We start from the raw sequence: 26470 nt of genomic DNA on the forward strand, positions 1-26470 counted from the left end.
CCGGGACACTCGTCCGCAGAACACCGTCCGGCGCGCTCGTCGCCCGGCACTCCCCGCCGGACGGGACCGGTCCGCGACGCGTCGCGTGTCCGGCCGGACGTCAGCTCTGCGAGGGAACCGACGCCGCCCCGCTGCCCGTGCCCGGCTCCAGGGCGTCCAGCGCCCGCCGCAGGCCCGTCAGTTTGCGTTCGAGATGAGCGGCGGTCGCCACCGCCGCCGCGTCCGCCGAGTCGTCGTCGAGCTGCTTGGACAGCGCCTCCGCCTGCTCCTCGACCGCCGCGAGGCGCGCCGAGAGTTCGGCGAGGAGACCGGCCGGCTCCTTGGCCGCGCCGAGCGGCGCCTTGCCGCCGCCCTCCAGCTGCAGCCGCAGCAGCGCGGCCTGCTCCCGCAGTTGGCAGTTCTTCATGTAGAGCTCGACGAAGACCGAGACCTTCGCGCGCAGCACCCACGGGTCGAACGGCTTGGAGATGTAGTCCACCGCGCCCGCCGCGTACCCGCGGAAGGTGTGGTGCGGACCGTGGTTGATCGCGGTGAGAAAGATGATCGGGATGTCCCGGGTCCGCTCTCGCCGCTTGATGTGCGCGGCGGTCTCGAAACCGTCCATACCCGGCATCTGCACGTCCAGCAGAATGACCGCGAAGTCGTCCGTGAGTAGTGCTTTGAGCGCTTCCTCCCCGGACGATGCCCGCACCAGTGTCTGATCGAGCGCGGAGAGGATCGCCTCCAGCGCCAGCAGATTCTCCGGCCGGTCATCGACCAGGAGGATCTTGGCCTTCTGCACCATGGCCCGCCCTCCTCGTCCCGGCAGTGCACCGGGCGCCGCCCCAGGGGACGGCTCCGTTGCGCCGTCCGTCCTTGTGCCGGTCATGGTAGCCGCACCCCGCCTGTCGCCACACCCTGTCACCGCGATGTCACTGTGCACGTAGCAGAAACGTAGCGGGAGACCAGAAGGTTCCCCGAATCCCGCGCTTCTACACGGCTTCGCCCGCAGCCGATGCCCGACGTCGGCCGTGCCATACCCGGCCGCCGCGCGCACGGCACGACGTCCGGGACGCGGCCACCGTACAGCGGACCGCACCCCACTCACTCCCCCCGCATCCACTGCTCCATCACGGAGAGCAGGTGATCGGGATCGACCGGCTTGGTGACGTAGTCGGACGCACCGGACTCGATGGCCTTCTCCCGGTCGCCCTTCATCGCCTTCGCCGTGAGCGCGATGATCGGCAGTCCGGCGAACTGCGGCATCCGTCGAATCGCCGTGGTCGTCGCGTAACCGTCCATCTCGGGCATCATGATGTCCATCAGGACGACCGTCACGTCGTCGTGCTGCTCCAGGACCTCGATCCCCTCACGGCCGTTCTCGGCGTACAGCACCGACAGACCGTGCTGCTCCAGGACGCTGGTCAGCGCGAACACGTTGCGGATGTCGTCGTCGACGATCAGCACCTTCTCGCCCTCGAACCGGATGCCCCCGCGCGGCTGCCCGGCCGGCTCCTGCTGCGCGGCGACCGGCCACTGCTCCTGGACCGGCCCCGACCCGTTCGGCTGCGCCGTCAGCCCCGGGCGCGACTCGGCCACCGGCAGCGCCCTGCGGCGCCTCCTGAAGAGCGCCGCGGGCCCGTTCTGGGTCTCCTGGTACGACTTCACCTCGGCCGGCGTCTCGATGTCCGCCCCGGACAGCTCCGCCTCGGATGCGAGCAGCTCCCCCGCCCCCAGCGCGGACGCCAGCTGCCCGTAGCCCTGCGGGGGCAGTTCGCTCGGGTGCAGCGGCAGGTACAGCGTGAACGTCGAGCCGCGTCCCGGCTCGCTCTGCGCGTGGATCTCACCGCCCAGCAGCCGCGCGATCTCCCGCGAGATGGACAGCCCCAGACCCGTACCGCCGTACTTCCTGCTCGTCGTACCGTCCGCCTGCTTGAACGCCTCGAAGATCACCCGCATCTTGCTCGCGGCGATCCCGATACCGGTGTCGGTCACGGAGAAGGCGATCAGGTCCGCGTCCGCGTCCCGCAGCGAACCCGCCTCCAGCAACTGCTCCCGGATGGCCACCGGCACATCGGCGCCGGCCGGCCGGATCACCAGCTCGACCGCCCCGGAATCGGTGAACTTCACCGCGTTGGAGAGCAGGTTGCGCAGCACCTGCAGGAGCCGCTGCTCGTCGGTGTGCAGCGTGGCGGGCAGCTCCGGCGACACCCGGACCGAGAAGTCGAGGCCCTTCTCCGCGGTCAGCGGACGGAACGTCGCCTCCACGTAGTCGACGAGCTGCACCAGCGCGATACGCGTCGGCGACACGTCCATCTTCCCGGCCTCGACCTTCGACAGGTCCAGGATGTCGTTGATCAGCTGGAGCAGGTCGGAACCCGCGCCGTGGATCGTCTCGGCGAACTCGACCTGCTTGGGGGTGAGGTTCGACTCCGCGTTGTCGGCGAGCAACTTGGCCAGGATCAGCAGGGAGTTGAGCGGCGTGCGCAGCTCGTGCGACATGTTCGCCAGGAACTCGCTCTTGTAGCGCATGGAGACCGCGAGTTGTTCGGCACGCTCCTCCAGGACCTGGCGGGCCTCCTCGATCTCGGTGTTCTTCACCTCGATGTCGCGGTTCTGCTGGGCCAACAGCTCGGCCTTGTCCTCCAGTTCCGCGTTGGAGTCCTGAAGGGCCTTCTGCCGGTTCTCCAGTTCCGCCGACCGCTCCCGCAGTTGCTCGGTCAGCTCCTGCGACTGCTTGAGCAGCACCTCCGTCTTCGTGTTGACGGAGATCGTGTTGACGCTCGTCGCGATCATCTCGGCGATCTGGTTCAGGAAGTCCTTCTGGATCTGCGTGAACGGCGTGAAGGAGGCCAGTTCGATGACACCGAGCACGGTCCCCTCGAAGAGCACCGGCAGGACGATGACCTGCGCCGGCGGCGCCTCACCGAGCCCGGAGGAGATCTTCAGATAGCCGCTCGGCGCGTTCTCCACCAGGATCGTGCGCTTCTCCTGCGCGGCCGTCCCGATGAGCGCCTCACCCGGCCGGAACGACGTCGGCATCGAGCCCATCGAGTAGCCGTACGACCCGAGCATCCGCAGCTCGTACGCCTCCTCGTCCTCGGCACTCGCGTCCCTCCCGTCGACCAGCGGCATCGACAGGAAGAACGCGCCGTGCTGCGCGGAGACGACCGGCGTCAGCTCGCTCATGATCAGCGAGGCCACGTCGTCGAGGTCCCGGCGCCCCTGCATCAGCGCGGAGATACGGGCCAGGTTGCCCTTGAGCCAGTCCTGCTCCTTGTTGGCGATGGTGGTGTCGCGCAGGTTCGCGATCATCTTGTTGATGTAGTCCTGGAGTTCCTGGATCTCGCCCGACGCGTCCACATCGATCTTCAGGTTCAGATCGCCCCGGGTCACCGCGGTCGCCACCCGCGCGATGGCACGCACCTGGCGGGTCAGGTTCCCGGCCATCTCGTTCACCGACTCGGTGAGGTCGCGCCAGGTGCCGTCGACGTCACGGACCCGCGCCTGACCGCCCAACTGCCCCTCGGTGCCCACCTCGCGGGCCACCCGGGTCACCTCCTCCGCGAAGGACGACAGCTGGTCGACCATCGTGTTGATGGTGGTCTTCAGTTCGAGGATCTCGCCCCGGGCGTCGATGTCGATCTTCTTGGTCAGGTCACCCTTGGCGATGGCCGTCGTGACCATCGCGATGTTGCGCACCTGGCCGGTCAGGTTGGACGCCATCCCGTTCACGGACTCGGTGAGGTCCTTCCACGTACCGGCCACTCCCGGCACGTGCGCCTGCCCGCCGAGGATCCCGTCCGTGCCCACCTCACGGGCCACCTTCGTGACCTGCTCGGCGAACGAACTCAGCGTCTTCACCATGGTGTTGAAGGTGTCGGCGAGCTGCGCGACCTCGCCGCGCGCCTCGATGGTCACCGTCCGGGTCAGGTCACCGTTGGCCACCGCCGCCGCCACCTGCGAGATGTTCCGCACCTGCATCGTGAGGTTGTACGCCATCAGGTTGACGTTGTCGCTCAGGTCCTTCCAGATGCCCGTGACCCCGGGCACCCGCGCCTGACCGCCCAGCTGCCCCTCGGTGCCCACCTCGCGGGCCACCCGGGTCACCTGCTCGGCGAACGACGACAGCTGATCGACCATCGTGTTGACGGTGGTGACCAGTTCGAGGATCTCGCCCTTGGCGTCGACGGTGATCTTCTTGGACAGGTCGCCCATGGCGACGGCGGTGGTCACCTCGGCGATGTTGCGCACCTGGATGGTCAGGTTGTTCGCCATGAAGTTCACGGACTGCGTGAGGTCCTTCCAGGTGCCCGAGACACCCTGCACCTCGGCCTGGCCGCCGAGCCGGCCCTCCGTACCCACCTCACGCGCCACCCGCGTCACCTGCTCGGCGAAGTTCGAGAGCTGGTCCACCATCGTGTTGAGGGTGTTCTTCAGCTCCAGGATCTCGCCGCGCGCGTCCACGTCGATCTTCTGCGACAGGTCACCCCGCGCCACCGCGGTCGCGACCTGCGCGATGTTGCGGACCTGCGCGGTCAGGTTCCCCGCCATGCCGTTCACGGAGTCCGTCAGGTCGCGCCACACACCCGCGACACCCGGCACCTGCGCCTGCCCGCCGAGCCGGCCCTCCGTACCCACCTCACGCGCCACCCGCGTCACCTGGTCCGCGAAGGCGGAGAGCTGGTCGACCATCGTGTTGATGGTGTTCTTCAGCTCCAGGATCTCGCCGCGCGCGTCCACGTCGATCTTCTGCGACAGGTCACCCCGCGCCACCGCCGTGGTGACCTGCGCGATCTGCCGGACCTGCGAAGTGAGGTTCCCCGCCATGAAGTTGACGGAGTCGGTCAGTTCCTTCCACGTACCGGACACGCCGTCCACCCGGGCCTGCCCGCCGAGCCGGCCCTCCGTACCCACGTCCCGGGCCATCCGCGTCACCTGGTCCGCGAACGACGACAGCTGGTCCACCATCGTGTTCACGGTGTTCTTCAGCTGGAGCATCTCACCGGACACGTCGACGGTGACCTTCTGCGACAGATCGCCGTTCGCGACCGCCGTCGTCACCTGCGCGATGTTGCGGACCTGACCGGTCAGGTTCCTGAAGGCCGTGTTGACCGAGTCCGTCAGGTCCTTCCACGTACCCGCCGCGCCCGGCACCTGCGCCTGGCCGCCCAGCTCACCCTCGACACCGATCTCCCGCGCCACCCGCGTGACCTCGTCACCGAACGACGACAGCTGGTCCACCATCGTGTTGACGGTGTTCTTCAGCTCCAGCATCTCGCCGGCGACCTCGACGCTGACCTTCTGCGACAGGTCACCGTTGGCCACGGCCGTGGTCACCGCGGCGATGTCCCGCACCTGGGTCGTCAGATTGCGGAAGACCGTGTTGACCGAGTCCGTCAGGTCCTTCCACGTACCCGCCGCGCCCGGCACGTTCGCCTGCCCGCCGAGCCGCCCCTCGCCGCCGACCTCGTTGGCCACCCGCGTGACCTCGTCCGCGAACGTCCGCAGCGTCTCCGTCATCTGGTTGATCGTCTCGGCGAGCTGGGCGACCTCACCGCGCGCCGACACGGTCACCTTCTGCGACAGGTCACCGCTCGCGACCGCCGTCGTCACCTGCGCGATCCCGCGCACCTGGGCCGTGAGGTTGCCGGCCATCAGGTTCACCGAATCGGTGAGGTCCTTCCACACGCCGGCCACACCGGGCACCTGCGCCTGACCACCGAGTTCACCCTCGGTGCCCACCTCGCGGGCGACCCGCGTCACCTCGGAGGAGAACGAGGAGAGCTGGTCCACCATCGTGTTGACGGTGTTCTTCAGTTCGAGCATCTCACCGGCCACGTGAACCGTGACCTTCCGGGACAGATCACCCTTGGCGACCGCCGTCGTGACGAGGGCGATGTCACGCACCTGCGCCGTCAGCCGGTACGCCATGGTGTTGACCGAGTCCGTGAGGTCCTTCCACGAACCGGACATACCGCGCACCCGGGCCTGCCCGCCCAGCTTGCCCTCGGTGCCCACCTCGCTGGCCACCCGGGTGACCTCGTCGGTGAACGTCGACAGCTGGTCGACCAGGTTGTTGACCGTGCGCCCGACCTTGAGGAACTCCCCGCGCAGCGGATGCCCGTTCCCGTCCGGCGCCTGCGCCCGCAACTCCATCCGGGGTGACAGATCACCCTCCGCAACCGCGGACAGCACCCGGCCGACCTCGGAGACGGGCCGTACGAGATCGTCGACGAGCGCGTTCGACGCGTCGATCGCCGCACCCCAGGAGCCCTCGCAGGCACCCGTCTCCAGCCGCTCCGTGAGCTTGCCCTCACGCCCGACCATCCGCCGCACCCGCGACAGCTCACCCGTCAGGTGAAGGTTGCGATCGGCCACCTCGTTGAAGACCGCGGCGATCTCCGACATCACGCCGTCGCCGGAGACCGTGAGGCGCTTGCGGAAATTGCCGTCCCGCATCGACACCAGAGCGGCCAGCAGCCTGTTCAGAGCCGCGGTGTCCACTTCCGTGGTGCCGTTGCGCGGCGCTCGCTGGCCACTGCTCGGGGACTGTCCGTCTTTTGCGCGCGTCTTAGTGCCCCGCGTCGCTGCGCCAGACTCCACTGTGTCCCTCCCGCAAGGGTCGACCATCACTGCTCGGCGTACTGGGGTACTGCTGCTCGGCGAACCGGAAGGCCCTCAACCTGCCGGGACCCTCCCACTGGAGCCTGCCCAGTGTTTCACCCCTGCTGAACCAGGCCATAACAGTTCGGCAGCTTCGCACATCGTCCGCACACGGTCCGGACCCCCGCCACAGGACCCTCCGGAGGGAAACAAGGCCCCCTCCGGGCGGAAACACTGGTGACCGGCATCCGCATGGACCGCGAAGGTAAGTAACCTTGCGTGTGGCTGTCCAGCCACACCGGTCCGTCCGGCCTGGACGGTGGCACGAGAACGAGCGGGCAGGCATCGGAGGGGCACCGCACCATGACCACCGGACTGCATCCTGGGGGACCGCCTCAGGATCCTCGGCCGACAGACGACCCCGCGCCGCCCCGGCAGGAGCGGGTCGGCCCGGCACCGCTGCACGCCGACAACCGGACGAGGAGTTCTGTGATCACCGCGCGCGCGGCCGCCAGTTTCGACCCCGTGGGACGATCGGTCGCGACCGCGCGTTCCTTCGTCCGCGACACACTCCAGGGCTGGGGCTTCGCCGACATCGTCGACGACGCCGTGGTCCTGACCAGCGAGCTGGTCACCAATGCCGTCGTGCACGCGGGCACCTCCGCCGACGTCCTGTGTCTGCGCAGCGACGAGGGCGTACGCATCGAGGTGGCGGACCGCTACCCAGAACGTGAGATTCCACTCCAGGCGTCCGCGGTGAACATGGGCAGCCCCGACCGCGAGGGCGGCCGCGGACTCCAGCTCTGCGCGGCACTGGCCGGTCACTGGGGTGTCGAGTACTCCCCCACCCACAAGCAGGTCTGGTTCCAGCTCGACCTCCCCGAGCGCCCGGTGGGCACCCGCACCGCGGGCCCCTCCCTCCCCGCCGAGCTCCTCCCGCTCGCCGACGGCCGGGTGCGCGTCGCGGTCGTCCAGATCGACCGCACCGCCGCCATCTCGGCGTGGAACGAGGACGCGGAGGACCTCTTCGGGTACGCCGCCGAGCAGGTCACCGGCAAGCCCCTGACCGACCTCGCGGCCTGGCCGCACACGCCGGGCACCAGCACCGGCATCGCCGAGGCCCTCCAGCTCTCGCGCTGGGAGGGCAGCTACGGCATCCGCGGCGCCAGCGGCCGCGTCATCGCCGTCTACGCCTCCCATCTCCGGGTCCGCGACACCGAGGGCGAGCCGTCGACCGTCTGCCTCCTCGTGCGCGACCACGAACGCGCCGTGCTGCAGACCCCGTTGCGCGCCTCAGCCACGGACACGACGACCAGCTCCGAGGGCCAGGCCACCGACCCCTTCGAGGTCTTCATCGGCTCCCCGGCCCCCGACGACCTGGACGGCCTCCTGCAGCGCACGGTGGAACGCGCCCGCGACATGCTCGACGGCGACTCCGCCTTCCTGCTCCTGGCCACCGACGACGAGACGGAGTTGGAGGTACGTGCCTCCACGGGCCTGCCCTCCGCCCGCCAGCGCTTCGCCCGCGTCCCCGTCGAGGCCGGCCCCGGCCGCTACGGCTCGGCCAGGATGCCGGCCGTCCACGAGGACCTGACGGTCGTCCCCGGTGCCGTCCCGCTGCTGGGCGGCACCGGCATGCGCTCGGTGGTCACGGTCCCGCTGAAGGTCGAGGGACGCCTGACCGGCTCCCTCGGAGTCGCGGCCGAATCGCCCGCGAGATACTCCAACGAGGAGGCGCTGCGCCTGCAGTTCGCCGCGGACCGGATCGCGCTGGCGGTGGAGTCGGCCCGGCTGGGCGAGCTGGAGCGTCTGCGCCGCGGCTCGCTCTCGTTCCTCGTGGAGGCCTCCGACCTCCTCGCCGGCACGCTCGACCGCGACCAGACCCTGGCCCTGATGGCCCAGATGACCGTCCCCACCCTGGCCACCTGGTGTGCCGTCTACACGATCGCCGACCAGGCCTCGGACCCGTTTCTCTCCTACGTCCTGCACGAGGACGAGGAGCGCATCGACGGCCTCAAGGCACTGCTGTCGAAGATCGCCCCGCCGGACCCGGTCCCCACCCCGGGCGCCCGGGTGTGGCCGGCCCCCGCGGCGGCGGCCCACCAGGCCGCGCTGCGCACCTCGATGCGCAGTCTGGGTCTCGGCGAACGCCCGCCGGTGAGTTCGGGCATCGGGACGACGCTGGCGACGGCCGCGGCCGTCGGCGGCGAGACCGTCGTCCTGCCGTTGGTGGCCCGCAACCGGGTCATCGGGATGCTGACGCTCGGCAAGCCGTCCGACGAGCACTTCCGGCAGGAGATCCTGGAGCTGGCGGAGGATCTCTCCCGAAGGGCCGCCCTGGCCCTCGACAACGCCCGCCTGTACTCGGAGCGCACGGCGATCAGCCAGTCCCTGCAGCGCAGCCTCCTGCCCCCGGAACTCCCTCATGTGGAGGGCGTCGAGGTCGAGGTCATCTACCGCGCGGCCGGCGAGGGCAACGAGGTGGGCGGCGACTTCTACGACCTGTTCCCGATCCGCGACGGCGCGTACGGCTTCGCCATCGGCGACGTCTGCGGTACGGGCCCGGAGGCGGCGGCGGTCACGGGCCTGGCCCGGCACGCGCTGCGGCTGCTGGCCCGGGAGGGTTTCGGCGGCCCGGCGGTCCTGGAGCGGCTGAACTCGGCGATCCTCGACGAGGGCGCCCGCAGCCGCTTCCTGACGCTGCTGTACGGCGAGTTGTGGCCGCAGGAGGACGGCAGCGCCGTCCTGAAGGTGGTCTGCGCCGGACATCCGCTGCCGCTCCGTCTGCGTCAGGACGGCACGGTGGAGGCCGCGGCCGAACCGCAGCCGCTCCTCGGCGTCATGGAGGACCTGGAGCTGTACGAGCAGACGGTCACCCTCGATCCGGGCGACGTGCTGCTGTGCGTGACGGACGGCGTCACCGAACGCCGTGAGGGCACCCGCATGTTGGGGGACGACGGTCTCGCGGACGTCCTCACCACGTGTACGGGTCTGACGGCGGGCGCGGTGGCCGCCCGCGTGATGCGCGCGGTGGAACGCTTCGCCTCCGACGCCCCGTCCGACGACATGGCGATCCTGGCGATGCGGGTCCCGGGCCTGCAGGTGGACTGAGCCCCCTCGGCACGCACAGAAAAGGCCCCGCCCGGAAGGGCGAGGCCTTTTCTGTCGTGGAGCCCCCCAACGGAATCGAACCGTTGACCTTCTCCTTACCATGGAGACGCTCTGCCGACTGAGCTAGGGGGGCCGGTCGCCTTGTCGGGGTTTCCCCCTCGGCGACGTAATAGATCATACCCCGAACAGAAGCGTGCTCCCAACCAGTCCTGTTGGCGCCCGTGCGGGAGTCGCGCCGGATTCAGAAGGCCGGCTGCAGGAGCCCGCCCAGCGCGTTGCAGGCGGAGACGATGCGCTGCATCTCCCGCTTCGTCAGGGACGCGTCCACCGGCAGGGCGAGTGTCTCGTCGGCGGCACGTTCGGTCTCCGGGAGGTACACGTCCCGCCGGAATCCGGGCATGCGGTGCACCGGTGTCTTCACGGGCACCCGGCACTCGACTCCGCGGGCCCGTACGGCTCGCGCGAAGGCGTCCCGGTCGGGCCGCCCGTTGCCGGGCACCCGCACCACGTACTGCTGGTAGGTGTGTCCGTCGCCGCCGGCCGGTGTACGTACTCCGCTCAGCCGCCCGTCGAGGTAGGCGGCCCGTTCCCGGCGCTGCGCGACGTCCTCGTACGGCGCCTCGCACTCGCCGAGTTCGAGGACGAGGAGTCCGTGCCGTTGTCCGAGGTCCCGCAGCCGCACCATGTCGGCGGTCCGTCCGAAGCGGTGGACGACGACGACGGCCGCGGACCGTGGGGTCACGGCCTCCTGGACGGCGCCGGCATCGAGGCAGTAGGTCGCCGGGTCTATGTCGGCGAAGACGGCCGACGCTCCGGCCTGGGTCACGGCCTCCGTGACCTCGACGTTGCCGAACGCCGACACGATGACCTCGTCACCGGTTCCGACGCCCGCGGCCCTGAGCATTGCAGCAGTACCCATGACGCGGATGCTGGTCGCGCAAAGTGAACGCAAAGTGACGCACAACAAAAAAGAGCTGGTCCCTGAACCGAAGTTCGGGGACCAGCTCTTTGAATATTTGTTCGGCGGCGTCCTACTCTCCCACAGGGTCCCCCCTGCAGTACCATCGGCGCTGTAAGGCTTAGCTTCCGGGTTCGGAATGTAACCGGGCGTTTCCCTCACGCTATGACCACCGAAACACTATGAAACACAACCGGAGCCACAGCCAAAACGGCTACGACGGTTGTTCGTGGTTTCAGAACCAACACAGTGGACGCGAGCAACTGAGGACAAGCCCTCGGCCTATTAGTACCGGTCACCTCCAGCGGTTACCCGCCTTCCAGATCCGGCCTATCAACCCAGTCGTCTACTGGGAGCCTTAACCCCTCAAAGGGGTGGGAATACTCATCTCGAAGCAGGCTTCCCGCTTAGATGCTTTCAGCGGTTATCCCTCCCGAACGTAGCCAACCAGCCATGCCCTTGGCAGGACAACTGGCACACCAGAGGTTCGTCCGTCCCGGTCCTCTCGTACTAGGGACAGCCCTTCTCAATATTCCTACGCGCACAGCGGATAGGGACCGAACTGTCTCACGACGTTCTAAACCCAGCTCGCGTACCGCTTTAATGGGCGAACAGCCCAACCCTTGGGACCGACTCCAGCCCCAGGATGCGACGAGCCGACATCGAGGTGCCAAACCATCCCGTCGATATGGACTCTTGGGGAAGATCAGCCTGTTATCCCCGGGGTACCTTTTATCCGTTGAGCGACGGCGCTTCCACAAGCCACCGCCGGATCACTAGTCCCGACTTTCGTCCCTGCTCGACCCGTCGGTCTCACAGTCAAGCTCCCTTGTGCACTTACACTCAACACCTGATTACCAACCAGGCTGAGGGAACCTTTGGGCGCCTCCGTTACTCTTTAGGAGGCAACCGCCCCAGTTAAACTACCCATCAGACACTGTCCCTGATCCGGATCACGGACCCAGGTTAGACATCCAGCACGACCAGACTGGTATTTCAACGACGACTCCACCCACACTGGCGTGCGAGCTTCAAAGTCTCCCAGCTATCCTACACAAGCCGAACCGAACACCAATATCAAACTGTAGTAAAGGTCCCGGGGTCTTTCCGTCCTGCTGCGCGAAACGAGCATCTTTACTCGTAGTGCAATTTCACCGGGCCTATGGTTGAGACAGTCGAGAAGTCGTTACGCCATTCGTGCAGGTCGGAACTTACCCGACAAGGAATTTCGCTACCTTAGGATGGTTATAGTTACCACCGCCGTTTACTGGCGCTTAAGTTCTCAGCTTCGCCACCCCGAAGAGTGACTAACCGGTCCCCTTAACGTTCCAGCACCGGGCAGGCGTCAGTCCGTATACATCGCCTTACGGCTTCGCACGGACCTGTGTTTTTAGTAAACAGTCGCTTCTCGCTGGTCTCTGCGGCCACCCCCAGCTCAGAGTGCAAGACTCATCACCGGTGATGGCCCCCCTTCTCCCGAAGTTACGGGGGCATTTTGCCGAGTTCCTTAACCATAGTTCACCCGAACGCCTCGGTATTCTCTACCTGACCACCTGAGTCGGTTTAGGGTACGGGCCGCCATGAAACTCGCTAGAGGCTTTTCTCGACAGCATAGGATCATCCACTTCACCACAATCGGCTCGGCATCAGGTCTCAGCCTCAATGTGTGACGGATTTACCTATCACACGGCCTACACCCTTACCCCGGGACAACCACCGCCCGGGATGGACTACCTTCCTGCGTCACCCCATCACTCACCTACTACAGGTCTGGTCCGTCGGCTCCACCACTCCCCTTCGCCCGAAGGCTCCAGGGCGGCTTCACGGACTTAGCATCGCCTGGTTCAATGTTTGACGCTTCACAGCGGGTACCGGAATATCAACCGGTTATCCATCGACTACGCCTGTCGGCCTCGCCTTAGGTCCCGACTTACCCTGGGCAGATCAGCTTGACCCAGGAACCCTTAGTCAATCGGCGCACACGTTTCTCACGTGTGTATCGCTACTCATGCCTGCATTCTCACTCGTGAACCGTCCACCACTGCCTTCCGGCGCGGCTTCACCCGGCACACGACGCTCCCCTACCCATCACAGCAGGCGTTGGCCCTATTGCTGCAATGACACGACTTCGGCGGTACGCTTGAGCCCCGCTACATTGTCGGCGCGGAATCACTAGACCAGTGAGCTATTACGCACTCTTTCAAGGGTGGCTGCTTCTAAGCCAACCTCCTGGTTGTCTGTGCGACTCCACATCCTTTCCCACTTAGCGTACGCTTAGGGGCCTTAGTCGATGCTCTGGGCTGTTTCCCTCTCGACCATGGAGCTTATCCCCCACAGTCTCACTGCCGCGCTCTCACTTACCGGCATTCGGAGTTTGGCTAAGGTCAGTAACCCGGTAGGGCCCATCGCCTATCCAGTGCTCTACCTCCGGCAAGAAACACACGACGCTGCACCTAAATGCATTTCGGGGAGAACCAGCTATCACGGAGTTTGATTGGCCTTTCACCCCTAACCACAGGTCATCCCCCAGGTTTTCAACCCTGGTGGGTTCGGTCCTCCACGACCTCTTACAGCCGCTTCAACCTGCCCATGGCTAGATCACTCCGCTTCGGGTCTTGAGCGCGCTACTAAATCGCCCTATTCGGACTCGCTTTCGCTACGGCTTCCCCACACGGGTTAACCTCGCAACACACCGCAAACTCGCAGGCTCATTCTTCAAAAGGCACGCAGTCACGAGATGGAAGCAAGCTTCCATCCGACGCTCCCACGGCTTGTAGGCACACGGTTTCAGGTACTATTTCACTCCGCTCCCGCGGTACTTTTCACCATTCCCTCACGGTACTATCCGCTATCGGTCACCAGGGAATATTTAGGCTTAGCGGGTGGTCCCGCCAGATTCACACGGGATTTCTCGGGCCCCGTGCTACTTGGGTGTTTCTCAAACGAGCCGCTGATGTTTCGACTACGGGGGTCTTACCCTCTACGCCGGACCTTTCGCATGTCCTTCGCCTACATCAACGGTTTCTGACTCGTCTCACGGCCGGCAGACCGTGAAAGAGAAATCCCACAACCCCACATACGCAACCCCTGCCGGGTCTCACACGCATATGGTTTGGCCTCATCCAGTTTCGCTCGCCACTACTCCCGGAATCACGGTTGTTTTCTCTTCCTGCGGGTACTGAGATGTTTCACTTCCCCGCGTTCCCTCCACATACCCTATGTGTTCAGGTATGGGTGACAGCCCATGACGACTGCCGGGTTTCCCCATTCGGAAACCCCCGGATCAAAGCCTGGTTGACGACTCCCCGGGGACTATCGTGGCCTCCCACGTCCTTCATCGGTTCCTGGTGCCAAGGCATCCACCGTGCGCCCTTAAAAACTTGGCCACAGATGCTCGCGTCCACTGTGCAGTTCTCAAACAACGACCAACCACCCATCACCCCCGGCTACAACCGGAGTTCACTGGGGCCGGCACTGAAGGCAGCCTTTCGGCCGTACCCTCAGACACCCAACAACGTGCCCGGCACACTCCCCGCTTCCCTCACCCGTTCCACGACCCGAAGGCCAGTACTAGGAGGAGAAGACGATCAAGTGTGCCGAATAATCAACGTTCCACCCATGAGCAACCAGCATCAGACATTCGCTGATGTACTGGCCTCTGACCTCACCCCGAAGGGATCGGTAAGAAGTGCTCCTTAGAAAGGAGGTGATCCAGCCGCACCTTCCGGTACGGCTACCTTGTTACGACTTCGTCCCAATCGCCAGTCCCACCTTCGACAGCTCCCTCCCACAAGGGGTTGGGCCACCGGCTTCGGGTGTTACCGACTTTCGTGACGTGACGGGCGGTGTGTACAAGGCCCGGGAACGTATTCACCGCAGCAATGCTGATCTGCGATTACTAGCAACTCCGACTTCATGGGGTCGAGTTGCAGACCCCAATCCGAACTGAGACAGGCTTTTTGAGATTCGCTCCGCCTCACGGCTTCGCAGCTCTTTGTACCTGCCATTGTAGCACGTGTGCAGCCCAAGACATAAGGGGCATGATGACTTGACGTCGTCCCCACCTTCCTCCGAGTTGACCCCGGCAGTCTCCTGTGAGTCCCCATCACCCCGAAGGGCATGCTGGCAACACAGAACAAGGGTTGCGCTCGTTGCGGGACTTAACCCAACATCTCACGACACGAGCTGACGACAGCCATGCACCACCTGTACACCGACCACAAGGGGGCGACCATCTCTGGCCGTTTCCGGTGTATGTCAAGCCTTGGTAAGGTTCTTCGCGTTGCGTCGAATTAAGCCACATGCTCCGCTGCTTGTGCGGGCCCCCGTCAATTCCTTTGAGTTTTAGCCTTGCGGCCGTACTCCCCAGGCGGGGAACTTAATGCGTTAGCTGCGGCACCGACGACGTGGAATGTCGCCAACACCTAGTTCCCACCGTTTACGGCGTGGACTACCAGGGTATCTAATCCTGTTCGCTCCCCACGCTTTCGCTCCTCAGCGTCAGTAATGGCCCAGAGATCCGCCTTCGCCACCGGTGTTCCTCCTGATATCTGCGCATTTCACCGCTACACCAGGAATTCCGATCTCCCCTACCACACTCTAGCTAGCCCGTATCGAATGCAGAACCGGGGTTAAGCCCCGGTCTTTCACACCCGACGTGACAAGCCGCCTACGAGCTCTTTACGCCCAATAATTCCGGACAACGCTTGCGCCCTACGTATTACCGCGGCTGCTGGCACGTAGTTAGCCGGCGCTTCTTCTGCAGGTACCGTCACTCTCGCTTCTTCCCTGCTGAAAGAGGTTTACAACCCGAAGGCCGTCATCCCTCACGCGGCGTCGCTGCATCAGGCTTTCGCCCATTGTGCAATATTCCCCACTGCTGCCTCCCGTAGGAGTCTGGGCCGTGTCTCAGTCCCAGTGTGGCCGGTCGCCCTCTCAGGCCGGCTACCCGTCGTCGCCTTGGTGAGCCACTACCTCACCAACAAGCTGATAGGCCGCGGGCTCATCCTTCACCGCCGGAGCTTTCAACCCACCCAGATGCCCAGGCAGGTATTATCCGGTATTAGACCCCGTTTCCAGGGCTTGTCCCAGAGTGAAGGGCAGATTGCCCACGTGTTACTCACCCGTTCGCCACTAATCCACCCCGAAGGGCTTCATCGTTCGACTTGCATGTGTTAAGCACGCCGCCAGCGTTCGTCCTGAGCCAGGATCAAACTCTCCGTGAATGCTTACCGGTAATCCGGCGAAACACACACGAGAGCGGAACCGGAAGAGGAATAATCCCCCGGTTCACAGCGTCCTCGCTGTGCGCCTGCCCCGAAAGGCAGGACTTTTTCAAAGGAACCTCGCCCCGACCGATCGGCCGGAGACGGGGTATCAACATATCTGGCGTTGATTTTTGGCACGCTGTTGAGTTCTCAAGGAACGGACGCTTCCTTTGTACTCACCCTCTCGGGCTTTCCTCCGGGCGCTTCCCTTCGGTCTTGCGTTTCCGACTCTATCAGACCGTTTCCGTATCCGATTTCCTCGGCGCTTTCCAGGTTCCCGCTCTCGCGTTTCCCTTTCCGGCGACTCCGACTTTATCAGAGATTCTGAGTCGGAATTTCCGCCCCCTCGGGGTGGTCCAGGCACACGTTTGTGCCGGGTTCCCGTTCAGGCGGAGCCGTAAACGTACTGGAGCGGGGCGCCTCGATGCAAATCGAGGCGCCCCGCTCCGGGTTGACGCATGTGAAGGAGGGTCAGACCTCGACGACGACCGGGAGGATCATCGGGCGCCGGCGGTAGTTGTCCGAGACCCACTTGCCCAGCGTGCGGCGGATGAGCTGCTGCATCTGGTGCGGCTCGACCACCCCGTCCTGCGCCGAGCGCTCGAGGACCTCCGTGACCCTCGGGACCACGTCCGCGAACGCGGAGTCCTCGATGCCCGAACCACGGGCGTGCACGTGCGGGCCACCGGTGATCTTGCCGGTACTGGAGTCCATCACCACGAAGACCGAGATGATGCCCTCGTCACCGAGGATCTTGCGGTCCTTCAGCGCGGGCTCGCCGACTCCGCCGACCGAGAGGCCGTCGACGTACACGTATCCCGCCTGGACCTTGCCGGAGATCTTGGCCTTGCCCCCGACCAGGTCGACGACGACGCCGTCCTCGGCGATGACGATCCGGTCGTGCGGCACTCCCGTGAGCGCGCCCAGTTCGGCGTTGGCGCGCAGGTGGCGCCATTCGCCGTGCACCGGCATCAGGTTCCGCGGCTTGCAGATGTTGTAGAAGTACAGCAGCTCGCCCGCGGAGGCGTGACCGGAGACGTGCACCTTCGCGTTGCCCTTGTGGACGACGTTGGCGCCCCAGCGGGTCAGCCCGTTGATGACGCGGTAGACCGCGTTCTCGTTGCCCGGGATGAGCGACGAGGCCAGGATCACCGTGTCGCCCTGGACGATGCGGATCTGGTGGTCGCGGTTGGCCATGCGTGACAGCGCGGCCATCGGCTCGCCCTGCGAGCCCGTGCAGACCAGGACGATCTCGTGGTCCGGGAGGTCGTCCAGCGTCTTCACGTCGACGACCAGGCCCGGCGGGACCTTCAGATAGCCCAGATCGCGCGCGATGCCCATGTTCCGGACCATCGAACGGCCCACGAAGGCGACCCGGCGGCCGTACTCGTGGGCGGCGTCCAGGATCTGCTGGATGCGGTGCACATGGCTGGCGAAGCTCGCCACGATGATGCGCTTGCTGGCTCCGGCGAAGACCTGGCGCAGCACGTTCGAGATGTCGCGCTCGGGCGGGACGAAGCCCGGGACCTCGGCGTTCGTGGAGTCCGAGAGGAGGAGGTCGATGCCTTCCTCGCTCAGACGCGCGAACGCATGCAGGTCCGTGAGGCGGCCGTCCAGCGGAAGCTGGTCCATCTTGAAGTCGCCCGTGTGCACGGCCATGCCGGCGGGGGTGCGGATGGCGACCGCGAGGGCGTCCGGGATGGAGTGGTTGACCGCCACGAACTCGCAGTCGAAGGGGCCGATGCGCTCACGGTGGCCCTCGGCGACCTCGAGCGTGTAGGGGCGGATGCGGTGCTCCTGCAGCTTCGCCTCGATGAGCGCGAGGGTCAGCTTGGAGCCGATCAGGGGGATGTCCGGCTTCTCACGCAGGAGGAACGGGACGCCGCCGATGTGGTCCTCGTGGCCGTGCGTGAGCACGATGCCCTCGATGTCGTCGAGGCGGTCCCTGATGGACGTGAAGTCCGGCAGGATCAGGTCGATTCCGGGCTGCTCCTCCTCGGGGAAGAGCACTCCGCAGTCGACGATCAGCAGACGGCCGTCGTATTCGAAGACGGTCATGTTCCGGCCGATTTCACCGAGGCCGCCGAGCGGGGTGACCCGCAGACCCCCCCGGGGAAGCTTGGGCGGCGGGCCGAGTTCAGGATGCGGATGACTCAAAAGACTCTCCTCACCACACACGCCACGTACCTGGCAAGGCACGTGGCGTGCATGACGTTCGTGCAGTAGCTGTTGTCTGTGTGGGGCGCAGGCCTCTGGCCTGCGTCGTCGTGCGTATTCAGTTGTGAAGTCCGTACTTAGAGCTGTACCCCGCCGGCAGCAAGATCGATCTTGAGCTGGGCGGTCTCCTCGGGTGACAGTTCGACCATCGGGGCGCGCAGCGGGCCCGCGGGCAGGCCCTGGAGGGTGAGCGCGGCCTTCGTCGTCATGACGCCCTGGGTGCGGAACATGCCGGTGAAGACCGGAAGCAGCTTCTGGTGGATCTCGGTGGCCTTCTGCACGTCGCCCGCGGTGTAGGCGTCGAGCATGGCGCGCAGCTCCGGGGTGACCACATGGCCGACGACGGAGACGAAGCCGACCGCGCCCACCGAGAGCAGCGGCAGGTTCAGCATGTCGTCGCCGGAGTACCAGGCGAGGCCGGAGCGGGCGATGGCCCAGCTGGCCCGGCCGAGGTCTCCCTTGGCGTCCTTGTTCGCGACGATGCGCGGGTGCGCGGCCAGGCGGACGATCGTCTCGGTGCTGATCGGTACGCCGCTGCGGCCCGGGATGTCGTAGAGCATCACGGGCAGTTCGGTCGCGTCGGCGATGGCCGAGAAGTGCCGGTACAGGCCCTCCTGCGGGGGCTTGTTGTAGTACGGCGTGACGGTCAGCAGGCCGTGCGCGCCGGCCTTCTCCGCGGCCCGGGCGAGCTCGATGCTGTGGTGGGTGTCGTTCGTGCCGACGCCCGCGACGACATGGGCGCGGTCGCCGACCGCCGCCAGCACGGCTCGTACGAGATCCGATTTCTCCGCGTCGCTGGTGGTCGGCGACTCGCCGGTGGTGCCGTTGACGATCAGGCCGTCGTTGCCCGCGTCCACCAGGTGGGTGGCTAGCCGCTGGGCACCGTCGAGGTCGAGTGCGCCGTCCGCCGTGAAGGGCGTGACCATGGCGGTGAGGACCCGTCCGAAGGGGGTCTGCGAAGTGGAGGTCGGAGCCATGGGTAACACGCTACTCGCTGCTCAGGGCGGGGTCTGCCCTCGGGGGACAGGACAAAGGACGACAAATGCGGAGCCCGGCACTGCCTGCTCGGGGGTTCAAGCAGTGCCGGGTCCGTTTGATCAGGCTAGATGAACTTCTCGAAATGCCGCAATACGGACACCTCGCTCGGCTGATCCGTACATCTGTGCCGGAAGGCGCACAGGCGCGCCCTACGGCGCCACGCGACCGTTGGCGTTGAAGGCCGCGTACGTGAGCGGCATGAGCTTCGCCCACTCGGCTTCCATCTTCTCGCCGACCATCTCGATCTCCCGCTGCGGGAAGGACGGGACCTTGGCGAGCTCGTGCTGGGTGCGCAGACCGAGGAAGTGCATCAGGGAGCGTGCGTTGCAGGTGGCGTACATCGACGAGAAGAGGCCGACCGGGAGGACGGCGCGGGCCACCTCACGGGCGACGCCGGCGGCGAGCATCTCCTGGTACGTCCGGTACGACGCGAGGTACGACTCCTCCATGGCGCCCGTGACGAGATCGCGCTGCTCCTCGGTGCCCTCGACGAACACGTACTTCCCGGGGCGGCCCTGCTGCACCAGCTTGCGCGACGCGTCCGGGACGTAGAAGACCGGCTGGAGCTCGCGGTACCGGCCGGACTCCTCGTTGTACGACCAGCCCACGCGGTGCCGCATGAACTCGCGGAAGACGAAGATCGGGGCGCTGATGAAGAACGTCATCGAGTTGTGCTCGAAGGGGCTGCCGTGCCGGTCCCTCATCAGGTAGTTGATCAACCCCTTCGAGCGCTCCGGGTCCTTGTCCATCTCGTCGAGGGACTGCTCCCCGACGGTGGAGACACGGGCGGCGAACAGCACGTCGGAGTCGGCCGCGGAGTGCTTGACCAGCTCGACGGAGACGTCGCTGCGGAGGTCGATCTTGAGATCGTCGGCGGGGGTTTCGGTCACGGTTCGGGGGGTCCTTCCCATCACAGCTCTTGACGCCGCCACTCTACGGGGCGTCGATACCGGGGCGTTCGGTCCTTGCCGCAATGAATTCGGCGAAACTGGGCACCATGGAGGGCGTTCGTACGTCTGTATCGGTGAAGGAGATTCCTTCGATACTCCAGAGGAGACGCAGTTCCCATGTTCCGTCGGCGCGAGCCCGTACCCTTCGCCTTCATCGCCGAAGCCGACACCTTCCGCAGCAACGTCACTCCCCCACCGCGTGAGCGGGCCTCCGCCGGCCAGATAGCCGGGCGCTGGCTCACCGGACTCACCCTCGCCGCCGGGCTCGTCGGGGCCCTGATCCTCGGCATGCCCGCCCTGTCGCAGGACCCGTCCCCGGCCCATACACAGCACTCCGAGGCCTCGGACGGCCGCTGACACTTCCGGACCCCCGAGGGTGGTGGGCGGGGACCCGGCTCGATAACCTCACCGGGCACACCCATGCGTGGATTGAGTGAGGATCAGTCGTGCCCCTGCCCTTCCTGACGGCGGACCGTGCTTTTGACGAGGCTGCGGACGATCACGCCCTGCCGTTCGACGACCGCGACCAATGGCGGCGTCCCTACCGGCCCGGGCCGTGGCGGGTGGGCCTGGCCGCGCTGATCCTGCTGCTCTCCGCCTATGTCCTCGTCGCCACCGTGATCACCGCGTTCGCCGGGAGCCGTTCCGGGGCCGTGGCCTGTCTGCTCGTCGCCGTGCTCGTCGTCCTGAGCGCCCTGCGGCTGCTGCGGATGGGCGTCTGGGTGAGCGCCCGGGGGCTGCGGCGCGTGGGCTTCCTCACGACCAGTACCGCGCCCTGGCAGCAGGTCGTCGCCGTGCGCACCGTCCAGCAGCCGGTGCGCTGGCTGGGGCTGCCGCGCACCGTGCAGGGTCAGGCGCTCGTCCTGGTGCGCAGGGACCGGGCCGCCGACGCCGTACCCCCGCTGCTGACCTCGCACAACTCCGACTTCCTGGCACGCACGGAGGCCTTCGACCGGGCGGCGGACGCCGTCGAGGTCTGGGCCGACGAGTACCGGATCGGCTGAGCCGCGTCCGACCACGCGCGAAGGGGCCGGTCCGCGTCGGGCGGACCGGCCCCTTCGCCGTGCCGTGGCCGAGGAGGAACCGCGGCGACGTGTCTCAGGCCTCCGCCGGAGACCTGCCCTCGCGCAGGGCGATCGCCCTCTGCATCGCCTTGCGGGCGCGCGGGGTGTCCCGGGCGTCGTGGTAGGCGACCGCGAGGCGGAACCAGTTGCGCCAGTCGTCGGGCGCGTCCTCGGTCTCGGCCTTGCGCCTGGCGAAGACCTCGTCGGCCGAGTCGCGGTCGATGCGCCCGCCCTCGGTGCGCCGCAGCTCGTCGACCGGCAGGCCGCCCTCCGCGTCGAGCTCGGCGGCGAGCCGGTTGGCCTTGCGTACGAACTGGGTGTTCTTCCAGAGGAACCAGACACCGATGACCGGCAGGATCAGCACCGCGATGCCGAAGGTGACGGTGATCAGGGTGCCGTTCTGGATGAGCAGCACCCCACGGCTGCCGACCAGGACGAAATAGACGACCAGGACGGCCGCCGTGACGGCGTAGGTGATCTTCGCGCGCATGTCTGCCAGGTGTCCGTGTCCGTCGGGATTCGTCGGGTTTTATCGGGGCCGTCGGGGTTCGTCGAGTCCGTGGGTCCCGCGTCCCTCGGCTCAGCCGAGGTCCAGGAAGTGCTCCAGGCCGAAGGTGAGGCCGGGTGTGCTCACCACGCGGCGGGCGCCGAGCAGGATGCCCGGCATGAAGCTGCTGTGGTGCAGTGAGTCGTGGCGCACGGTGAGGGTCTCGCCGTCGCCGCCGAGCAGGACCTCCTGGTGCGCGAGGAGACCGCGCAGCCGGACCGAGTGCACCCGGACGCCGTCGACGTCCGCACCGCGGGCGCCGTCCAGCGCGGTGGCCGTGGCGTCGGGCTGCGGGGCGCTGCCCGCCCGCTCCCGGGCCGCGGCGATGAGCTGGGCGGTGCGCGTGGCGGTGCCGCTGGGCGCGTCCACCTTGTTCGGGTGGTGCAGCTCGACGACCTCGACGGACTCGAAGTACGGCGCGGCGATCTCGGCGAACTTCATGGTCAGGACGGCGCCGATGGAGAAGTTCGGCGCGATGAGCACCCCGGTCTCCGGCGACTCGGCCAGTGACGTGGTGAGCTGTGCGAGGCGTTCGTCGGTCCAGCCCGTGGTCCCGACCACCGCGTGGATGCCGTTGCGGACGCAGAAGTCGAGGTTGGCCATCACCGAGTCCGGCGTGGTCAGCTCGACCGCCACCTGCGCGCCCGTGTCGACGAGCGTCTTCAGGCTGTCGCCCCGGCCCAGCGCGGCCACCAGCTCCATGTCCTCGGCGGCCTCGACGGCTCGTACCGCCTCGGCCCCGATCCGGCCCTTGGCACCGAGGACCGCCACGCGCAGCTTGCTCATTGCTTCGTTCCTAACAGAGACGGGATTTACGCGACCGCTTCGTGCAGGCGGGACGCCTGCTTGTCCTTGAGCGGACCGATGACCGACAGCGAGGGCCGCTGTCCCAGGATGTCGTGGGCGATCGAACGGACCTCGTCCGGGGTGACCGACGCTATCCGGGCCAGCATGTCGTCGACGGACATCTGCTCGCCCCAGCACAGCTCGCTCTTGCCGATACGGTTCATCAGCGCGCCGGTGTCCTCGAGGCCGAGGACGGTGGAGCCCTGGAGCTGGCCGATGGCGCGGCCGATCTCGTCGTCCGACAGTCCGTGCTCGGCGACGTGGTCGAGTTCGTCGCGGCAGATCTTGAGCACGTCGTGGACCTGGCTCGGCCGGCAGCCCGCGTACACCCCGAAGAGGCCGCAGTCGGCGAAGCCCGAGGTGTACGAGTACACGCTGTAGGCCAGACCGCGCTTCTCGCGGACCTCCTGGAACAGGCGGGAGGACATGCCGCCGCCGAGGGCGGTGTTGAGGACGCCCAGGGCCCAGCGGCGCTCGTCGGTGCGGGCGAGGCCCGGCATGCCGAGGACGACGTGGGCCTGCTCGGTCTTGCGGCCGAGCAGTTCGACGCGTCCCGCGGTGCGGATGGCCCGGCGGCCGTCGCGCGGGGCGATCGGCTCGGCGGCGGTCTCCCTCAGGGCGCCCGCCTTCTCGAAGGCGGCGCGGACCTGGCGGACGACCTTGTTGTGGTCGACGTTGCCCGCGCAGGCGACGACCAGGTGGGTCGGGTCGTAGTGCTTCTTGTAGAAGCGGCGGATGCGGTCCGCGCCGAGGCCGTTGACCGTGTCGACGGTGCCGAGGACCGGGCGGCCGAGGGGGGTGTCACCGAGCATGGTGTGCGCGAACAGGTCGTGCACACAGTCGCCCGGGTCGTCCTCCGTCATCGCGATCTCTTCGAGGATCACACCGCGCTCGGCGTCCACGTCGGCCTGCTCGATCAGCGAGCCGGTCAGCATGTCGCAGACCACGTCGATGGCGAGCGGGAGGTCGGTGTCGAGCACGCGTGCGTAGTAGCACGTGTACTCCTTGGCCGTGAACGCGTTCATCTCGCCGCCGACCGCGTCGATGGCGGACGAGATGTCCAGCGCGGACCTGCGGCTCGTGCCCTTGAAGAGCAGGTGCTCCAGGTAGTGGGTGGCGCCGTTCAGAGCCGGCGTCTCGTCGCGGGAGCCGACATGGGCCCAGATGCCGAAGGTCGCCGAGCGGACGGAGGGCAGCGTCTCGGTGACGATGCGCAGGCCGCCGGGGAGGGTGGTCTTGCGGACCGTACCAATGCCGTTCTCGCCCTTGATGAGGGTTTGGGTACGGGCGACGGCCCGCGCCTCCGAAGAGGTGCGGGCCGTCGTCGTGGAGCTACGAGACGTCACTGGTCGGTGTCGTCCTTCTTGTCGTCGTCGCCTTCGCCCTCGATCACGGGGATGAGGGAGAGCTTGCCGCGGGAGTCGATCTCGGCGATCTCGACCTGGACCTTCTGGCCCACCCCGAGGACGTCCTCGACGTTCTCCACACGCTTGCCGCCGGCGAGCTTGCGGATCTGCGAGATGTGCAGCAGACCGTCCTTGCCCGGCAGCAGCGACACGAACGCGCCGAAGGTCGTCGTCTTCACGACGGTGCCCAGGTAGCGCTCGCCGACCTCCGGCATGGTCGGGTTGGCGATGCCGTTGATCGTGGCGCGGGCGGCCTCGGCGGCCGGGCCGTCGGCGGCACCGATGTAGATGGTGCCGTCGTCCTCGATCGTGATCTCGGCGCCGGTGTCCTCCTGGATCTGGTTGATCATCTTGCCCTTGGGGCCGATGACCTCACCGATCTTGTCCACGGGGATCTTGACGGTGATGATCCGCGGGGCGTTCGGGGACATCTCGTCCGGCGTGTCGATCGCTTCCATCATCACGTCGAGGATGTGGAGGCGGGCGTCGCGGGCCTGCTTGAGGGCCGCGGCCAGCACGGAGGCCGGGATGCCGTCCAGCTTGGTGTCGAGCTGGAGGGCGGTGACGAACTCCTTGGTGCCGGCGACCTTGAAGTCCATGTCGCCGAAGGCGTCCTCCGCGCCGAGGATGTCGGTGAGGGCGACGTAGTGCGTCTGGCCGTCGATCTCCTGGGAGATCAGACCCATGGCGATACCGGCGACGGGGGCCTTGAGGGGCACACCCGCGTTCAGCAGCGACATGGTGGAGGCGCAGACCGAGCCCATGGACGTCGAGCCGTTGGAGCCGAGGGCCTCGGACACCTGACGGATCGCGTAGGGGAACTCCTCGCGGGTCGGCAGGACCGGCACGAGCGCGCGCTCGGCGAGCGCGCCGTGGCCGATCTCGCGGCGCTTCGGGGAGCCGACGCGGCCGGTCTCTCCGACGGAGTACGGCGGGAAGTTGTAGTTGTGCATGTAGCGCTTGCGGGTCACCGGGGAGAGGGTGTCCAGCTGCTGCTCCATACGGAGCATGTTGAGGGTGGTGACGCCCAGGATCTGGGTCTCGCCACGCTCGAACAGCGCGGAGCCGTGCACGCGCGGGATGGCCTCGACCTCGGCGGCGAGCGTACGGATGTCCGTGACGCCACGGCCGTCGATGCGGACCTTGTCCTTGATGACGCGCTCGCGGACCAGCTTCTTGGTCAGGGCGCGGTACGCGGCGGAGATCTCCTTCTCGCGGCCCTCGAACTGCGGGAGCAGCTTCTCGGCGGCGATCTCCTTGACGCGGTCCAGCTCGGCCTCGCGGTCCTGCTTGCCGGCGATGGTGAGCGCCTGGGCGAGCTCGCTCTTGACCGCGGCGGTGAGGGCCTCCAGGACGTCGTCCTGGTAGTCGAGGAAGATCGGGAACTCGGCGGTCGGCTTGGCGGCCTTCGCGGCGAGGTCCGACTGCGCCTTGCACAGGACCTTGATGAAGGGCTTCGCGGCGTCGAGGCCGGCGGCCACGACCTCCTCGGTCGGCGCCTCGGCGCCGCCCTTGACCAACTGGATCGTCTTGTCGGTGGCCTCGGCCTCGACCATCATGATCGCGACGTCGCCGTCCTCCAGGACGCGACCGGCGACGACCATGTCGAAGACGGCGTCCTCGAGCTCGGTGTGCGTCGGGAACGCGACCCACTGGCCGTTGATCAGCGCGACGCGGACGCCGCCGACCGGGCCGGAGAAGGGCAGACCGGCCAGCTGGGTGGACGCGGAGGCGGCGTTGATCGCCACGACGTCGTACAGGTGGTCGGGGTTGAGCGCCATGATCGTGGCGACGACCTGGATCTCGTTGCGCAGGCCCTTCTTGAAGGACGGGCGCAGCGGGCGGTCGATCAGGCGGCAGGTGAGGACGGCGTCCTCGGAGGGGCGTCCCTCACGGCGGAAGAAGCTGCCGGGGATCTTGCCGGCGGCGTACATCCGCTCCTCGACGTCCACCGTGAGGGGGAAGAAGTCGAGCTGGTCCTTGGGCTTCTTGGAAGCGCTGGTGGCCGACAGCACCATGGTGTCGTCGTCCAGGTACGCCACGGCGGAACCGGCGGCCTGCTTGGCCAGGCGGCCCGTCTCGAAGCGGATGGTGCGGGTGCCGAAGGAACCGTTGTCGATCACGGCCTCGGCGTAGTGGGTCTCGTTCTCCACTAGCGTTTTCTCCGATACTTTTCGTCTTTCGTCCCGTCCTGCCCGTGTGGCAGGGGGACGGTGGCGGAGAAGCGCTCCTTCTGGTGCGGGCCGGTCTTCGATCGAAGCACCCGGGGTCGCAATCTCCCGGGGGCCACTACCGAGGACCGGCGGCGGCGAGGTGCGCTTCTCCTCGTTCGTCAGTCATGACGGTCCCTACCCGGCGGGCGGGGCGTCGTCACGCTGTGTCGTGCGTGCGGTGTTCTTCGTGTCGGTACTGCCTCGTGCTACCACACTACAAAGCGTGGGTGACACTCCGCACGTAGAGGGCACGTACAGCAAAAGGAGC

The 26470-nt window shown here is 66.9% G+C and carries 13 protein-coding genes, 1 tRNA gene and 3 rRNA genes; 3 read left to right on the forward strand and 14 right to left on the reverse strand.

Features of this window, described 5'->3' with window-relative positions:
* Positions 1 to 100: 100 nt before the first annotated feature.
* Positions 101 to 784, reverse strand: coding sequence for a response regulator (locus OG776_RS13900; RefSeq protein WP_148010792.1), 684 nt, complete (start codon positions 782 to 784; stop codon positions 101 to 103).
* Between the two features lie 299 nt (positions 785 to 1083).
* Complete coding sequence (locus OG776_RS13905) at positions 1084 to 6585, reverse strand: HAMP domain-containing protein (protein ID WP_329320902.1); 5502 nt, start codon at positions 6583 to 6585, stop codon at positions 1084 to 1086.
* Positions 6586 to 6948: 363 nt separating this feature from the next.
* Here OG776_RS13905 and OG776_RS13910 point away from each other — a divergent pair, with 363 nt between their 5' ends.
* On the forward strand, positions 6949 to 9696 hold the full coding sequence (locus OG776_RS13910) for a SpoIIE family protein phosphatase (protein ID WP_329320904.1): 2748 nt from the start codon (positions 6949 to 6951) through the stop codon (positions 9694 to 9696).
* 57 nt (positions 9697 to 9753) lie between these two features.
* Here the strand turns inward: OG776_RS13910 and OG776_RS13915 are convergent.
* The 8 genes from OG776_RS13915 to thyX form a co-directional block, all read right to left on the reverse strand.
* Positions 9754 to 9829: transfer RNA gene (locus tag OG776_RS13915), tRNA-Thr, on the reverse strand.
* 108 nt (positions 9830 to 9937) lie between these two features.
* Positions 9938 to 10600 (reverse strand): DegT/DnrJ/EryC1/StrS family aminotransferase, encoded by a 663-nt coding sequence (locus tag OG776_RS13920; protein ID WP_329323704.1) that lies wholly within the window; start codon positions 10598 to 10600, stop codon positions 9938 to 9940.
* Between the two features lie 114 nt (positions 10601 to 10714).
* Positions 10715 to 10831 (reverse strand): 5S ribosomal RNA (gene rrf / locus OG776_RS13925).
* A gap of 88 nt (positions 10832 to 10919) precedes the next feature.
* Positions 10920 to 14040 (reverse strand): 23S ribosomal RNA (locus tag OG776_RS13930).
* Positions 14041 to 14353: 313 nt separating this feature from the next.
* Positions 14354 to 15879: ribosomal RNA gene (locus OG776_RS13935) — 16S ribosomal RNA — on the reverse strand.
* The 16S, 23S and 5S rRNA genes sit together here, the layout of an rRNA operon.
* A 513-nt stretch (positions 15880 to 16392) precedes the next feature.
* Complete coding sequence (locus OG776_RS13940) at positions 16393 to 18078, reverse strand: ribonuclease J (protein WP_148010790.1); 1686 nt, start codon at positions 18076 to 18078, stop codon at positions 16393 to 16395.
* A 137-nt stretch (positions 18079 to 18215) separates the two neighbouring features.
* Positions 18216 to 19115, reverse strand: a complete 900-nt coding sequence (dapA, locus tag OG776_RS13945; protein ID WP_148010789.1) for a 4-hydroxy-tetrahydrodipicolinate synthase — start codon at positions 19113 to 19115, stop codon at positions 18216 to 18218.
* A 210-nt stretch (positions 19116 to 19325) separates the two neighbouring features.
* On the reverse strand, positions 19326 to 20066 hold the full coding sequence (gene thyX / locus OG776_RS13950) for an FAD-dependent thymidylate synthase (protein WP_148010788.1): 741 nt from the start codon (positions 20064 to 20066) through the stop codon (positions 19326 to 19328).
* A gap of 177 nt (positions 20067 to 20243) precedes the next feature.
* On the opposite strand from thyX, the gene OG776_RS13955 reads away from it, so the two are divergent.
* Complete coding sequence (locus OG776_RS13955; protein ID WP_148010787.1) at positions 20244 to 20483, forward strand: hypothetical protein; 240 nt, start codon at positions 20244 to 20246, stop codon at positions 20481 to 20483.
* Positions 20484 to 20572: 89 nt separating this feature from the next.
* A complete protein-coding gene (locus OG776_RS13960) occupies positions 20573 to 21130 on the forward strand; it encodes a hypothetical protein (RefSeq protein ID WP_148010786.1) in 558 nt (185 codons plus the stop codon).
* 94 nt (positions 21131 to 21224) lie between these two features.
* On the opposite strand, the gene OG776_RS13965 is transcribed toward OG776_RS13960, so the two are convergent.
* The 4 genes from OG776_RS13965 to OG776_RS13980 all read right to left on the reverse strand — a co-directional run bounded on the left by OG776_RS13965 (position 21225) and on the right by OG776_RS13980 (position 26142).
* Positions 21225 to 21680: a hypothetical protein gene (locus OG776_RS13965; protein WP_329320911.1), complete on the reverse strand. Its 456-nt coding sequence runs from the start codon at positions 21678 to 21680 to the stop codon at positions 21225 to 21227.
* 90 nt (positions 21681 to 21770) lie between these two features.
* Positions 21771 to 22523, reverse strand: a complete 753-nt coding sequence (gene dapB / locus OG776_RS13970; protein ID WP_148010784.1) for a 4-hydroxy-tetrahydrodipicolinate reductase — start codon at positions 22521 to 22523, stop codon at positions 21771 to 21773.
* Positions 22524 to 22549: 26 nt separating this feature from the next.
* Positions 22550 to 23929, reverse strand: coding sequence for a M16 family metallopeptidase (locus OG776_RS13975; protein ID WP_148010783.1), 1380 nt, complete (start codon positions 23927 to 23929; stop codon positions 22550 to 22552).
* On the reverse strand, positions 23926 to 26142 hold the full coding sequence (locus OG776_RS13980) for a polyribonucleotide nucleotidyltransferase (protein WP_148010782.1): 2217 nt from the start codon (positions 26140 to 26142) through the stop codon (positions 23926 to 23928). The genes OG776_RS13975 and OG776_RS13980 overlap by 4 nt, the downstream gene beginning before the upstream one ends.
* Between the last annotated feature and the right edge of the window lie 328 nt (positions 26143 to 26470).

The sequence above is a fragment of the Streptomyces sp. NBC_01689 genome (genome assembly GCF_036250675.1).
Taxonomy (GTDB): Bacteria; Actinomycetota; Actinomycetes; order Streptomycetales; family Streptomycetaceae; genus Streptomyces.

What these genes read in the sequence shown, in the direction of transcription:
- OG776_RS13965 (WP_329320911.1), bottom strand. Translation starts at nt 21,680, where the DNA reads ATGCGCGCGAAGATCACCTACGCCGTCACGGCGGCCGTCCTGGTCGTC.
- OG776_RS13900 (WP_148010792.1), bottom strand. Translation starts at nt 784, where the DNA reads ATGGTGCAGAAGGCCAAGATCCTCCTGGTCGATGACCGGCCGGAGAAT.
- dapB (WP_148010784.1), bottom strand. Translation starts at nt 22,523, where the DNA reads ATGAGCAAGCTGCGCGTGGCGGTCCTCGGTGCCAAGGGCCGGATCGGG.
- dapA (WP_148010789.1), bottom strand. Translation starts at nt 19,115, where the DNA reads ATGGCTCCGACCTCCACTTCGCAGACCCCCTTCGGACGGGTCCTCACC.
- OG776_RS13920 (WP_329323704.1), bottom strand. Translation starts at nt 10,600, where the DNA reads ATGCTCAGGGCCGCGGGCGTCGGAACCGGTGACGAGGTCATCGTGTCG.
- OG776_RS13910 (WP_329320904.1), top strand. Translation starts at nt 6,949, where the DNA reads ATGACCACCGGACTGCATCCTGGGGGACCGCCTCAGGATCCTCGGCCG.
- OG776_RS13955 (WP_148010787.1), top strand. Translation starts at nt 20,244, where the DNA reads ATGTTCCGTCGGCGCGAGCCCGTACCCTTCGCCTTCATCGCCGAAGCC.